Below are 13691 nucleotides of genomic sequence, written 5' to 3' on the forward strand. Positions count from 1 at the left end.
CTTGGACAAGCCTTCGAGCGCGTGCTTAGCCGTGACATAGCCCGCCTTGTACGCCGAGGCGCGCAGCCCATGCACGGAGGAGATGTTCACGACCCGGCCCCAGCCGCGTTCGTACATCCCCGGCAGCGCACCGCGCACCAGCCGAAACGGGGCCTCGACCATCACCGTCAGCATCCGGCGGAAAACCTCGGGCGGAAACTGCTCAACCGGCCGCACCACCTGGAAGCCCGCGTTATTCACGATGATGTCCGCGTCGGCGGCCAGCATCGGCAGCGCCTCGAGATCGGCCAGGTCCACCGCCAGTGCCTCGCCGCCGATCGCCGCCGCCACCTCACCGGCTCCGGCCTCGTCCAAGTCCACCGCGCGCACTCGCGCTCCGGCCGCGGCGAACGCCAGCGCGCACGCACGCCCGATCCCGCTCGCGGCGCCGGTGACTAGCGCGGTGCGGCCGCTCAGGTCCACCTCGTCGGTCTCGGGCGCCAGATCCACCGTCGTCATGGTCCCGACCGTAGGGTCACGCCGCGCTCACGCGCATGTGGCCGGCCCACATACTGCGGCCGAAACCTGTAGGGCGTCGCGGCTCGCGGTAACGCAGAGTTCGACTTCGGACCGTCAGGGAGTTGCGGCGACGTACTCGGAATTAGGCTGCGCCGGATGCTGCGCAGCGGCGTGGTGCCTAGCGAGCGCGGACACCGTGAGACTCAGCGCCGCCGTGGCTGTGCCGCAGCACGCCGCCGTCCCGATGAGTTGCGTCGCGGTGTGGTGCGCGAATGCGAGGATGATCGCGACCTCGATGAGGATCCCGCCGAAGACCAGCCAGCCGATCACGTGCGACCGGCGCGCGACCGCGTCGAGCAGTGCCAACTGCACCAGCGCCTGTGTCGCGCCGGCCAGCGCGAACAGCCAGGCCGACGACGCGAGGTCGAAGTGCATGGCCGCGCCGTCGAGATACTTGGCGCCGAACGCGATGCGGATTATCGGATCGGCGGCGAACAACGTACACGCGACGATGAGCAGCCCGATTCCAATCGAAAGCACTACCGCGGTCATCAACGCCTTACGTCGCGTCTCTGGCACGGCGAGCTTCGGATAGGCCAGCACGCCGACGAACTGCGGGCCGAAATAACCCGCGCGGGTGAACAGCGCCCCAGCCTGGTACCGGCCGAGCACGTCCCCGTTGAAGTAGTGCGCTGCCAGCAGTCCGTCCAGCAGCGAGAGGACGAGCACCGCGCCGAGGCTCCACGATGCCGTGCCCAATTCGTGTACGTATCCCAGGCCGCGCACGAGGTGTGGTTTACCGACGATTTCGCGCAGTCCGTAGTGGGCGACGGCCGCTGTCACGAACCATGAGACCGCCATCGCCCCCATGATCATTCCCGGTCGCGCCCCCGCCGCGCCGGCGATCACGCCGGCCACCAGCTTCGCCCCGTTGAAGCCCACGAAAAGGATCGAGAACGCCCGGAACCGCGAGCTGCCCTGCGTCACACCCAGATAGCCGAAGATCAACGCGTTCGGGACGAGACTGAGCGCGGTCCACGCGACCCCTCCAGTCGACACCGCGGGCAGCAATGCCGACACCGCCGGAGCCAGCGCCGCGAGCAGCACCGTCGTGCCCATCCCGACCAGCAGCGACCAGCGCATCAGCGGTCCGGTCAGCGCGCGCAGAGCCGGCGCGTCGAGGGCGCCCGCGCTGGCGATGCGGCGCGCGGTGACCGCCTGGATCGCCGTGCCCGGGATCGACGCCACGAGCGAGATCATCAGCAGCGAGCCGATCTGCCCGTAGCTCGTCTGATCGAGCACGTGCGCCAGAGCGAAGCTGAAGCCGTAGGAGAGCACGCTCCCGACGAGCGTGCCGACGGCCACCAGGGCGCTGTCGGCGAGGTGGCGGCGGGCCATGGGCGGCGCCCCTTCCGGAAAGCGGTCGCGGGAAGGTTCGTACCGCCCCGGTCCCGCGGAGTGTCGGGTCAGGACTGTAGCCGTACCGCTGCGCGGGTACCAGCCGATCGGCGCCGCTCGGCCGCTGCCCGCCACCCGTCGCAAGCCGCCGGCCTAGCGCTTCTCAGTCACGAAGATCGCGGTGCCGGGGACCAGGCGACCGCGCAGTTTCGACCATCCGCCGCCCCATTGCTCGTCCATGTCCTCCGGGTACTCCGGCTCGACGAGATCCAGCAGCACTAGGCCAGCCGCGGTCAGTTCACGCACCCGGTCGCCGAGCGTCCGATGATGCTCTACATACGTCGCGACGCCGTTCTCATCTTGCTCGACATAAGGGCGCCGATCGAAGTACGAGTCCCGGATACGCAGCCCGCCCTCACCGCCATCGTCTGGCAGACACCAACGGAAGGGATGCGGTACCGCAAACACCCACCGTCCGCCAGGTCGCAGCACTCGAGCGACCTCCCGCATCACGGCTGCCGAGTCCGCGACGAACGGAACCGCGCCGAAGGCTGAGCATGCGATATCGAACGATTCGTCCGCGAATGGCAGAACCGTCGCGTCAGCCTGCACGAGTTGCAGCGGAGGCTCATCGGACGCCTCGTCAATGCGTCGCGCGTGTTGTAGTTGGCGCCACGACAGATCGAACGCCACCACATCCGCACCCTGCTTCGCCAGCCACCGAGAACACTGCGCCGCGCCACAGCCGACCTCAAGCACCCGCTTGCCGGTTACCGCACCGAGTAGGTGTGCCTCGTCCTCGTACAAGCCCTCCGGTCCCCACAGGAACCGCGCGTCGCCGAGAAACGCGCCGTGCTCCTCCTGATACCAGTCCGAAGCGCCGTCCCACCACCGCCGATTAGCCCGAACGGTCTCCTCATCACTCGCCTGACGCCGAGTCACGAACTCACGCCAGTCGGTGCTCGCCTCACCCATGCCGCCGCCCTTCCAAAAGCACAGCCCGACACGCTATCTTGCGGTTGTCCGCACAGCACGCTCATATCGCATCACCCGACCACGTCTCGGTTCGGTGTGATCCCACCAAGCTCGATTGACCATGGAAGCGTGCGGCCCGTATCCTGGCTGTTGCGCTGCGGACCCGTGTGGCTTCGGACCGAGGGGGCCGCACCGACTTTCGAACCGCTCAGTTCCCGAGTCAGGCTCCGCCGCGTGTGTCATCCGACCACATATCCGTATCCGGAGCCCTTTCCCCCATGACGAGCAGCACCGAGACCGTCCGAACCCCGCAGGTCGCTATCAACGACATCGGTTCGGAGGAGGCCTTCCTCGCCGCGATCGACGAGACCATCAAGTACTTCAACGACGGCGACATCGTCGACGGCACCATCGTGAAGGTCGATCGGGACGAGGTCCTGCTCGACATCGGCTACAAGACCGAGGGCGTCATCCCGTCCCGTGAGCTGTCGATCAAGCACGACGTGGACCCGCACGAGGTCGTCTCCGTGGGCGACCACGTCGAGGCCCTAGTCCTCCAGAAGGAGGACAAGGAGGGCCGGCTGATCCTGTCCAAGAAGCGCGCTCAGTACGAGCGGGCCTGGGGCACGATCGAGAAGATCAAGGACGAGGACGGGATCGTCACCGGCACCGTCATCGAGGTGGTCAAGGGCGGCCTGATCATCGACATCGGCCTGCGCGGCTTCCTGCCGGCCTCGCTGGTGGAGATGCGCCGCGTGCGCGACCTGCAGCCGTACGTCGGCAAGGAGCTCGAGGCCAAGATCATCGAGCTGGACAAGAACCGCAACAACGTGGTCCTTTCCCGCCGCGCCTGGCTCGAGCAGACCCAGTCCGAGGTGCGCCAGACCTTCCTCACCACCCTGCTCAAGGGCCAGGTGCGCAACGGTGTGGTGTCCTCGATCGTCAACTTCGGCGCCTTCGTGGACCTGGGCGGCGTGGACGGCCTCGTGCACGTCTCCGAGCTGTCCTGGAAGCACATCGACCACCCCTCCGAGGTCGTCGAGGTCGGCCAGGAGGTCACGGTCGAGGTCCTGGACGTGGACATGGACCGCGAGCGGGTCTCGCTGTCGCTCAAGGCGACGCAGGAAGACCCGTGGCAGCAGTTCGCCCGCACCCACCAGATCGGGCAGGTCGTGCCCGGCAAGGTCACCAAGCTGGTGCCGTTCGGCGCGTTCGTCCGGGTGGACGAGGGCATCGAGGGCCTGGTGCACATCTCCGAGCTGGCCGAGCGGCACGTGGAGATCCCCGAGCAGGTCGTGCAGGTCGGCGACGAGATCTTCGTCAAGGTCATCGACATCGACCTGGACCGCCGCCGCATCTCCCTCTCGCTCAAGCAGGCCAACGAGGGGCTGACCGGCGACGCGACGGTCGACCAGTTCGACCCGACCCTCTACGGCATGACCGCCTCTTACGACGCCGAGGGTAACTACGTCTACCCCGACGGCTTCGACCCGGAGACCGGCGAGTGGCTCGAGGGCTACGACACCCAGCGCGAGGAGTGGGAGCGCCAGTACGCCGAGGCGCAGACCCGCTTCGAGCAGCACCAGAAGCAGATCTCCGAGGCCCGCAAGGCCGACGCGGAGGCCGCTGCCGCCGGCGGCAGCGCTGCCGCTCCGGGCGAGGCCGCCCCGTCCACCTACTCGTCCTCGGCTCCGGCCGAGAACACCGGCGCGCTTGCCTCCGACGAGGCCCTGGCCGCGCTGCGCGAGAAGCTGGCCGGCGGACAGAGCTGACCAGCTCACCGCACGGTAACTGCACTGTGGCGCTAGCTGACTAAGCGTCGAACCGGGCGCTTGAAGGAATCACCACGATTCCTTCAAGCGCCCGTCGTCATTTCGCGGGCGTCCCGCTCGTCGCCGCCTTACCGCTCTCGCTCTGATGGGCCGTCAGACGACGCCCAGCGCCGCGGCTCCGGCGCAGTCAGGACGGACGCATTCAGTAAGGTGAAGCACCATGGGTGAGGCACGAACTGTCCTGGTCGGTCTGACCGGCGGCATCGGCGCGGGCAAGTCCACCGTCGCCCGGTTGCTAGCCGATCGCGGCGCGCTGATCCTCGACGCGGACGTGGCCGCGCGCGAGGTCGTCGCGCCCGGCACCGAAGGCTTGGCGGCCGTGGTCAAGGCATTCGGTGATGCGGTACTTGCCTCGGACGGTGCCTTAGACCGTGCCGCTCTCGCCTCCGTCGTGTTTGCCGACCAAGATCGGCGTGCGGTACTCAATGGCATCGTGCACCCGCGCGTACGCGCCTGGATGGCCGAACGGGTCATGACCGCTCCCGAAGGCTCCGTCGTCGTTCAGGACATCCCGCTGCTCGTCGAGTCCGGACTGGCTAGCCTGTTCGAACTCGTCGTCGTCGTGGACGCAGCGGACGCTGTCCGTATCGCCCGGCTGGTCAGCGACCGCGGCATGACTGAAGCGGAAGCGTCCGCGCGTATCGCCGCACAGGCTCCACGCGAGCAGCGCCTCGAGGCGGCCGACGTCGTGATCAGCAACGACGGAACGCCCGAGGAGCTCACCGACCAAGTGGCAGCGCTCTGGGACAGGATCGTGACAATCCGCCGCACGGCTGCGCAGAGCACCGATGACGTGCGCAAAGGTCCGCGCGGCGCAGGCGCGCGATAACCCGGGTGAGTAGGGCCGACGGCCCCGATCCTGATAATCTCCCTTAGCCGTCCGTCCAGGCAGGACAACGTGCGCGGACGGATCGGGGCGCGGCGTCAGACCCCGACGAGACTGCTGTTTTGCGCCCCCGAGGTCCCCAGCGGTGCTCCCGCCGTCGGACAGGACCGATCAACGTTGGGAGGGTGACGTGGTGACGATCCCCGCGCGGCAGCGCAGCCGGTCCGCGACCGCCTCCTCGGATGACGAGGCCGGAGTGAGCGGCGACCAGACCGGCACGGTCCAGGTAACCGATTCGGGCGCCGAATCCGAGCCCGCGGCGGACCACGGCGCGACCCCCTCCGCGCTCGTTCCGGTGCCGCTCGCCGCCGCCCAGCATCCGGGCGCGACTCCGGTCAGCGGCATGAAGCTCGTGCGCGCGCTGGTGCGTGAGGCCAGGCCGAAGCAGTGGGTCAAGAACTTCCTGGTGCTCACCGCCCCGCTGGCGGCCGGCCGCATCAACGAATCCGCCGTGCTCAGCGCCAGCGCCATCGCATTCGCCGCGTTCTGCCTCGCCGCCGCCGCCGTGTATTACGCCAACGACGCCCTCGACGTCGAAGCCGACCGCATGCACCCCAAGAAGCGGCACCGGCCGATCGCCGCGGGTCTCATCCCCATCCCGCTGGCCTGGGGCATGGTCGTGGTGCTCTCCATCGCCGCGCTCGGCGTCTCGCTGGCCGCGAACCCGGCGACCGCCGCCGTCATCGCGGTTTATCTGGCCATGCACTTGTCCTACAGCGCCTGGTTCAAGCACATCCTGGTGCTCGACCTCGCGCTCGTCGCCGGCGGCTTTCTGCTGCGCGCGATGATCGGCGGCGTCGCGGCCGGTATCCCGCTCTCCCAGTGGTTCCTGCTGACCACGGCCTTCGGCTCGCTGTTCATGGTAGCCGGCAAGCGGCACTCCGAGATGATCCTGATGGGCGAGGCCGCCGCGACCACCCGCAAGTCCCTGGCCGCGTACTCCGAGTCGTACCTGCGCTTCGTCTGGCAGATGGCCGCGGGCCTCACGATCCTCACCTACGCCCTGTGGGCCTTCAACCTCAGCCAGAACACGGCCGGGGTGAACTGGCACGAGATCTCGATCGTGCCCTGGTCCTTCCTCTTCCTGCGCTACGCCATGTTCGTCGACGCGGGCAACGCCGGAGAACCCGAGGACGTCCTGCTCGGCGACCGGGTGATCATGGCCATCGCGGCGATCTGGCTCGCCTGCTTCGCATTGGGAGTCTTCTATGCCAGCTGAGCAGTGGTCCACCGGCGCGGGGCGGGGAGCGCTGCTCGCCCGGCCCGGCGCGGCAGGCCCCGCCGCCGAGACCGAGGAAGGACCACAGCTGCTCACCGGCTGGGGCCGCACCTCGCCGACGGTCGCCGAGGTCGTCCGGCCGCGCACCCGCGAGGAAGCCGCCGACGCCGTCGCCACCGCCGGACCACGCGGCGTCATCTCCCGCGGGCTCGGCCGCTCCTACGGCGACCCGGCGCAGAACGCGGGCGGTCGCGTGCTCGACCTCACCGGCCTCAACCGCATCCTGTCGGTTGACCTGGAGACCGGGCTTGTTACCGCAGAGAGCGGCGTTTCGCTGCACTCGCTGATGCGCGCGCTTGTGCCCTTCGGCTACTTCGTGCCTGTCACGCCCGGAACGCGGTACGTCACCGTCGGCGGCGCGATCGGCAGCGACATCCACGGCAAGAACCACCACGCCGACGGCTCGTTCGCGCAGCACGTCACCTCGTTGGACCTGCTGCTCGCCGACGGATCCGTCCGCACGGTGACTCCCGAGTCCGACCCCGAACTGTTCTGGGCCACAGCTGGCGGCATGGGCCTGACCGGCGTCGTGCTGGCCGCGACGATCCGCATGGTCCCGATCGAGACCTCGCGCCTGGCGGTCGACACCTTCAAGCTGCCGAACCTCGACGCGCTGATGGAGAAGCTGGCCGGCACCGACGCCGACTACCGCTACACCGTGGCCTGGATGGACTGCCTGGCCAAGGGCCCGAAGCTCGGCCGCGCGCTGCTGGATTGCGGCAACTTCGCCACCCTCGACCAGCTCCCGGCCAAGCACCGTGGCGAACCGCTCGCCTTCTCCGCCAAGCCGATGGCCTCCACCCCGGACCTCTTCCCCTCCGGCCTGCTCAATCGCCGCACCATCGCGATCGCCAACGAGGTCTGGTACCGCAAGACCCCGTCCACGCACCACCACCTGGCTACGATCGGCGGGTTCTTCCACCCGCTCGACGGCATCCGTGACTGGAACCGGGTCTACGGCAAGGCGGGCTTCCTCCAGTACCAATTCGTGGTCCCGTTCAGCGCGGATGTGACGTTCCGTCGGATGGTCGAGCGGATCAGCCGGGTGCAGGCGCCGTCGTTCGTGTCCGTGCTCAAGCGCTTCGGTGAGGGCTCGCCCGGCTACCTCTCCTTCCCGGCCGAGGGCTGGACGCTGGCGCTCGACTTCCCGACCGGCACGCCCGGGCTCGACCGGCTGCTCAACTGGCTCGACGAGCAGGTACTGTCCGAGGGCGGACGGGTGTATCTCGCCAAGGACGCCCGTTTGGCCCCCGCGCACCTGTCGGCCATGTACCCGCGCCTTGACGACTTCCGCGAGGTGCGCGCGAAGGTGGACCCGCACGGGGTGTTCGTCTCGGACCAGTCCCGCCGACTGGCTCTCTAAGGAAGCTGACAGACCATGAAGGACGCGCTCGGTTCCGCCCAGTCGCTGCTGATTCTCGGCGGCACCTCGGACATCGCGTTGGCGACCGCCCGCCGGATGGCCGCGGCCAAGACCAAGCGGATCGTGCTGGCCGCCCGGCCCTCGGAGCGCCTCGACGCGGCGGCCGCGGACCTGCGCGCGTACGGCGCCGAGGTGGAGACCGTCGCCTTCGACGCGGGACAGGTCGAGGAGCACGAGAAGACGCTCGGCGCGGTCTTCGCGGCCGGAGACGTCGACGTCGTGCTGGTCGCCTTCGGTGTGCTCGGCGACCAGGCCAGTGACGAGCAGGACCCGGTGGCCGCGGCCAAGGTCGCGCAGACGAACTACGTCGGCGCCGTGTCCTCCGGCCTGGTGTGCGCCAACGCCCTGAAGAAGCAGGGCCACGGCTCGCTGGTCGTGCTTTCCTCGGTCGCCGGCGAGCGCGCTCGCAAGGCCAACTTCATCTACGGCTCTACCAAGGCCGGACTCGACGCGTTCGCCCAGGGCCTTGGCGACTCGCTGCACGGCAGCGGCGTGCATGTCATGGTCGTGCGACCTGGCTTCGTCGAGAGCAAGATGACCGCGGGCATGGAGAAGGCGCCGCTGTCGACCACCCCGGACGCGGTCGCCGAGGCGATCATCTCCGGCCTGCGCCGCGGCTCGGAGATCGTCTGGGTTCCGGGCGCGCTGCGCTACGTCATGTCCGGACTGCGCCACCTGCCGCGCCCCCTCTTCCGGAAGGCCGCCGAGCGCTGACCGCTTTGGCGTCGGACTGACCAGGGCGTTCGCGGATTTTCCACAGTCCCGCGCGGCGGCCAGATCGGCAGCGTCGCCCGTTGTCGGCGCGTCCGTCTACCGTTGTATCCATGACTCGACCGTTGACCGACCTTGAGCGAAAAGTGGCGCCCTTCGAGGTCGTCAGCGAATACAAGCCGTCCGGAGACCAGCCCCAAGCGATCGCCGACCTGGAGCGGCGGGTGCGCGCCGGCGAGAAGGACGTCGTGCTGCTCGGCGCGACCGGCACCGGCAAATCCGCGACGACGGCGTGGCTGATCGAGAAGCTGCAGCGCCCGACGCTGGTGATGGCCCCGAACAAGACGCTGGCCGCGCAGCTGGCCAACGAGTTCCGCGAACTGCTGCCGAACAACGCCGTCGAGTACTTCGTCTCCTACTACGACTACTACCAGCCCGAGGCGTACATCGCGCAGACGGACACGTATATCGAGAAGGACTCCTCGGTCAACGAGGAGGTCGAGCGGCTGCGACACTCGGCCACCAGCTCGCTGCTGACCCGGCGCGACGTGGTCGTGGTCGCCTCAGTGTCCTGCATCTACGGCCTGGGCACGCCGCAGGAGTACGTCGACCGGATGATCCGGCTCAACGTCGGCGAGGAGTTCGGGCTCGACCGGCTGCTGCGCAAGCTGGTCTCCATCCAGTACAGCCGCAACGACCTGGCCTTCACTCGCGGCACCTTCCGGGTGCGCGGGGACACGGTCGAGGTGTTCCCGGTCTATGAGCAGCACCCGGTGCGCATCGAGCTGTTCGGTGACGAGGTCGAGCGGCTGATGACGCTGCATCCGGTCACCGGTGAGGTGCTTACCGACGACTCGGAGCTCTACATCTTCCCGGCCACGCACTATGTGGCCGGTCCAGAGCGGATGGCTCGCGCGGTCGAGGGCATCGAGGCGGAGCTAGCCGACCGTCTGTCAGAGCTGGAACGGCAGGGCAAGCTGCTCGAAGCGCAGCGGCTGCGTATGCGCACCACCTACGACCTGGAGATGATGCGCGAGGTCGGGTTCTGCAACGGCATCGAGAACTACTCCCGGCACATCGACGGCCGCGAGCCCGGCAGCGCCCCAAACACCTTGCTCGACTTCTTCCCCGAGGATTTCCTGCTGGTCATCGACGAATCGCACCAGACGGTCCCGCAGATCGGCGCGATGTACGAGGGCGACGCCTCGCGCAAGCGGGTGCTGGTGGACCACGGTTTCCGGCTGCCTTCGGCGGTGGACAACCGGCCGCTGCGCTGGGAGGAGTTCGTCGAGCGGATCGGGCAGACCGTCTACCTGTCCGCGACGCCGGGACCGTACGAACTGTCCCAGGCAAGCGGCGTGGTCGAGCAGGTCATCCGGCCCACCGGACTGATCGACCCCGAGGTCATCGTCAAGCCGACGCAGGGTCAGATCGACGACCTGGTGCACGAGATCCGCACCCGGGCAGAGCGGGACGAGCGCGTCCTGGTCACCACGCTGACCAAGAAGATGTCCGAGGACCTGACCGACTATCTGCTGGAGCTGGGCGTCAAGGTCCGTTACCTGCACTCGGACATCGACACGCTGCGCCGGGTCGAGCTGCTGCGCGAACTGCGCCTCGGCGTGTTCGACGTGCTGATCGGCATCAACCTGCTGCGCGAGGGCCTGGACCTGCCGGAGGTCTCCCTGGTCGCGATCCTGGACGCGGACAAGGAAGGCTTCCTGCGCAGCGGCACCTCGCTGATCCAGACCATCGGCCGCGCGGCGCGAAACGTGTCCGGCCAGGTGCACATGTACGCCGACAAGATCACCCCCGGCATGGCAAAAGCCATCGACGAGACGAATCGGCGGCGCGCAAAGCAGATCGCGTACAACGAGGAACGCGGCATCGACCCGACCCCGCTGCGAAAGCGCATCGCGGACATCACCGACTCACTGGCTCGCGAGGACGCCGACACCAAGGAACTGCTCGGCGGCGCGGGGCGGCAGCGCGGTATGGGAAGAGGGGGCTCCGGCAGGGCACCGGTCCCCGGCTTCGGCTCGACGGGCGGCGTCTCCACGCTGGCCGGGCTCCGTGCAACGGGGGAAAGCAGTGTCGGCAAACCGGCCGAGGAGCTCGAGGCGCTGATCGAGGACCTTAGCGCCCAGATGCACACCGCGGCGGCCGAGCTACGCTTCGAACTCGCGGCCCGGTTCCGCGACGAGATCGGCGAACTGAAGAAGGAACTACGCGGCATGCGCGCCGCCGGCGTCTGACCAGATTGGCGTGCTGTGCGGCATGCACGCCGCGTACCTATCCAGCTAATTGGACGGGGCCATCAGCGCACGCCGAAGTCGTCGCGACTCGAAGTCAGTGCCCGTGGACGCCAACTGGCGGCGACCCTTCGCCGCCCGAGCCGAGCCGAGCTCGCGCACTCCTGTCCGACTATCTATCCAGATAATCGGGCAGGCGGCTCGGCTACTCGATCGGAAGGGTGCACCAGACGATCTTGCCTGACGCAGTACGCCGGTGACCCCACTTGCCGGACAGCTCGTTGACCAGCAGGATGCCCCGGCCGCGCTCGGCGGTCGCGGACAGCTCCTGCAGCTCGGGCGGGTTACGGGTCTGGTCACAGACCTCGCACAGCAGCGCGCCCTCATCTCGCTGCAGGCGCAGCCGGATCTCGCCGCCCGCGTGCTGGATCGCGTTCGTCACCAGCTCGCTGACCAGCAACTCGACCGTCTCGGTAAGCGCCGTCAACCCCCAGGCGGCCAGGGTGTCGCGCACCAACCGGCGGCAGTGCGCGACCTGCCTGGGTTCGCCGGGCAGCCGCCACGCGGCCGACCGGTCAGGCGGCAGCGGATGCACCCGGGCGATCAGCAGCGCGATATCGTCCCGATCCTTGGTCAGGTCCAGTTCCTTGACCACCTGGTCGCAGATCTCCTGCAGCGGCCGGCCCGGGTCGGCCAGGTTGGCCCGCAGCAGGTTCAGCCCAGAGTCGATATCGCGGGCCTTGTTCTCCAACAGCCCGTCGGTGCAGAGCACGAACAGCGAATCATCCGGCAGCTCGATATCGAAGGTGCCGAACGTGCCCATCGCGCCGCCCAGCCCGAGCGGAAGGCCGGGAGCGATCTGGTGCAGTACCTCGGTCTTGCCGTCCGGGCGCACCACCAGCGGCGGCACATGGCCGGCCCGGGACATCGAGCACTGCTGCGTCGACGGATCGTAGACCGCGTAGACACAAGTCGCGAACAGCGTGTCGTCGATGTCCGGCATCAGGTCGTCAAGGTGCGCCAACACCTCGGCGGGCGGCAGATCCACCGCCGCGAGCGTGCGGACCGCGGTGCGCAACTGCCCCATCACGCTGGCCGCTTGGATGCCGTGGCCCATCACATCGCCGACCACGAGCGCGACCCGGCCGCCCGACAGGGCGATCACGTCGAACCAGTCGCCACCGACCACCGCCATGTCGCTGCCCGGCAGATACCGGTGCGCGATCTCCAAGCCTGCCGGCGCGGACAGCTTGGTCGGCAGCATCGCCTTCTGCATGCTGATCGCGGTATGACGCAGCTGGTCATGCAGCCGAGCGTTGTCCATCCAGATCGAGGCGCGCGCCGCGACCCGTTCGATCGAGGCGATCTGCGCCGGGCGAAATCCGCCGCGGGCCGGATTGCGGGAGAACACCATGACCCCGAGCACCCGGCCACCGACCAGCAACGGGGCATAGACCGCCGGGCGCCCGCCGAGCAGCTTCTCGACATCTGAGCCGTCCGCGCTCGACGGAAGGGAGTGCATCGTGTCGATGATCACTTCATGCGACCGCATCGCCTTCACGCACGGCGAATGATCCTGAACGACGGTGACCCGCCCGACCGGCCACGCGGACCGCAGTTGCTCGGCCAGCGTGCTATCCCAGGAGCTGAACGCCATCCTGACCAGCCGCACCGGCCCCTCGTTCGGCTCGGCGGCCCCGGCGCCGTTCAGCACGCTCTCGCGCAGCAGGATCGAGGCGTGATCGGCGAACCCTGGCACGACCAGGTCCACGACCTCTTGCGCGGTGATCGCCGGATCAAGAGTCGAGCCGACGCGCACCGCGAGCTCATCCAAGGGATCCCAGCCGCGGCCGCGGCTGGACCGCTCGGGGGTGAGGGCGTATTCAGCGTCCGGGTCTGGTGAGGCGCCTGGTTCGGCGTCCAGGTCGGGAGCCGGGTAGGCGAATCTGTCCCGGTGAAATGCGGCTGCGGTGCCTCGATCATCCGGCGCGGCATGCGTATCGCCGCCGACTACATTCCCTACGACAACGTTTCCCTCTGCCGCAACATCGTCCAGCGCAGGCACGCTCGTCTCGTGACGCTGCTTCTTCCCGCTCTTCGCTCCTGCTCGGCCGCTCGGTCCGGCCCTGGTCGCGCCGGCATCCGGCGGCGCTGCGCGGTCCAGCCGTCCAGTCGCCAACACCGCCCCGACCGTGCTCTCCGTACCGTTCACGCCCACCTGCCCTCGCCCGGTCTTCGTCGCGCCGCCGGATGGGATTCGCCGACGTGCTCCAGTCCAGCGGTCCGGTCCAGCGTCCGCTTCGGGTCCGCCGCCGCGTGTCCGCAGCCAAGAGTAGGCGGCCGGTTGCTCCGCGTACGCCGAATGGCCGATTTCTTCACTCTGGCGGATGAATCACAGCCTCTCGCCCGCCTGTGCGAGAATGGATCTGCAAGGAGG

10 protein-coding genes are annotated in these 13691 nt (G+C 68.6%); 6 read left to right on the plus strand and 4 right to left on the minus strand.

Features of this window, described 5'->3' with window-relative positions; all coding sequences use genetic code 11:
• The 3 genes from VN779_RS16830 to VN779_RS16840 form a co-directional block, all read right to left on the minus strand.
• A partial coding sequence (locus VN779_RS16830; protein WP_325724346.1) for an SDR family NAD(P)-dependent oxidoreductase occupies positions 1–498 on the minus strand: 498 nt, incomplete at its 3' end.
• 114 nt (positions 499–612) lie between these two features.
• Positions 613–1896 carry a hypothetical protein gene (locus tag VN779_RS16835; RefSeq protein WP_325724348.1) on the minus strand — a complete coding sequence of 428 codons (1284 nt, stop codon included), beginning with the start codon at positions 1894–1896 and terminating at the stop codon, positions 613–615.
• Positions 1897–2049: 153 nt separating this feature from the next.
• The gene (locus VN779_RS16840; protein WP_325724350.1) at positions 2050–2871 is read right to left on the minus strand and encodes a class I SAM-dependent methyltransferase; all 822 of its coding nucleotides are present in this window, start codon (positions 2869–2871) and stop codon (positions 2050–2052) included.
• A 278-nt stretch (positions 2872–3149) separates the two neighbouring features.
• Between VN779_RS16840 and rpsA the strand changes: the two genes are divergently transcribed.
• The 6 genes from rpsA to uvrB all read left to right on the plus strand — a co-directional run bounded on the left by rpsA (position 3150) and on the right by uvrB (position 11257).
• Positions 3150–4643 carry a 30S ribosomal protein S1 gene (rpsA, locus tag VN779_RS16845; RefSeq protein ID WP_325724352.1) on the plus strand — a complete coding sequence of 498 codons (1494 nt, stop codon included), beginning with the start codon at positions 3150–3152 and terminating at the stop codon, positions 4641–4643.
• 220 nt (positions 4644–4863) lie between these two features.
• Positions 4864–5532, plus strand: coding sequence for a dephospho-CoA kinase (gene coaE, locus VN779_RS16850; RefSeq protein ID WP_325724354.1), 669 nt, complete (start codon positions 4864–4866; stop codon positions 5530–5532).
• A 187-nt stretch (positions 5533–5719) separates the two neighbouring features.
• On the plus strand, positions 5720–6808 hold the full coding sequence (locus VN779_RS16855) for a decaprenyl-phosphate phosphoribosyltransferase (protein WP_325724356.1): 1089 nt from the start codon (positions 5720–5722) through the stop codon (positions 6806–6808).
• Positions 6798–8231, plus strand: coding sequence for an FAD-binding oxidoreductase (locus tag VN779_RS16860; RefSeq protein ID WP_325724358.1), 1434 nt, complete (start codon positions 6798–6800; stop codon positions 8229–8231). Before VN779_RS16855 ends, VN779_RS16860 begins: the two co-directional genes overlap by 11 nt.
• 15 nt (positions 8232–8246) lie before the next feature.
• Positions 8247–9005 carry a decaprenylphospho-beta-D-erythro-pentofuranosid-2-ulose 2-reductase gene (locus VN779_RS16865; RefSeq protein ID WP_325724360.1) on the plus strand — a complete coding sequence of 253 codons (759 nt, stop codon included), beginning with the start codon at positions 8247–8249 and terminating at the stop codon, positions 9003–9005.
• 110 nt (positions 9006–9115) lie between these two features.
• Positions 9116–11257: an excinuclease ABC subunit UvrB gene (gene uvrB, locus VN779_RS16870; protein WP_325724362.1), complete on the plus strand. Its 2142-nt coding sequence runs from the start codon at positions 9116–9118 to the stop codon at positions 11255–11257.
• Between the two features lie 202 nt (positions 11258–11459).
• Here the strand turns inward: uvrB and VN779_RS16875 are convergent, their stop codons facing one another.
• Complete coding sequence (locus tag VN779_RS16875) at positions 11460–13466, minus strand: SpoIIE family protein phosphatase (RefSeq protein ID WP_325724365.1); 2007 nt, start codon at positions 13464–13466, stop codon at positions 11460–11462.
• Positions 13467–13691 lie beyond the last annotated feature (225 nt).

It is taken from the genome of Actinocrinis sp., assembly GCF_035605935.1.
Classification (GTDB): domain Bacteria; phylum Actinomycetota; class Actinomycetes; order Streptomycetales; family Catenulisporaceae; genus Actinocrinis.

Coding starts and splice junctions, on each gene's coding strand:
- VN779_RS16835 (WP_325724348.1), bottom strand. CDS start 1,896: ATGGCCCGCCGCCACCTCGCCGACAGCGCCCTGGTGGCCGTCGGCACG.
- VN779_RS16840 (WP_325724350.1), bottom strand. CDS start 2,871: ATGGGTGAGGCGAGCACCGACTGGCGTGAGTTCGTGACTCGGCGTCAG.
- rpsA (WP_325724352.1), top strand. CDS start 3,150: ATGACGAGCAGCACCGAGACCGTCCGAACCCCGCAGGTCGCTATCAAC.
- coaE (WP_325724354.1), top strand. CDS start 4,864: ATGGGTGAGGCACGAACTGTCCTGGTCGGTCTGACCGGCGGCATCGGC.
- VN779_RS16860 (WP_325724358.1), top strand. CDS start 6,798: ATGCCAGCTGAGCAGTGGTCCACCGGCGCGGGGCGGGGAGCGCTGCTC.
- VN779_RS16865 (WP_325724360.1), top strand. CDS start 8,247: ATGAAGGACGCGCTCGGTTCCGCCCAGTCGCTGCTGATTCTCGGCGGC.
- uvrB (WP_325724362.1), top strand. CDS start 9,116: ATGACTCGACCGTTGACCGACCTTGAGCGAAAAGTGGCGCCCTTCGAG.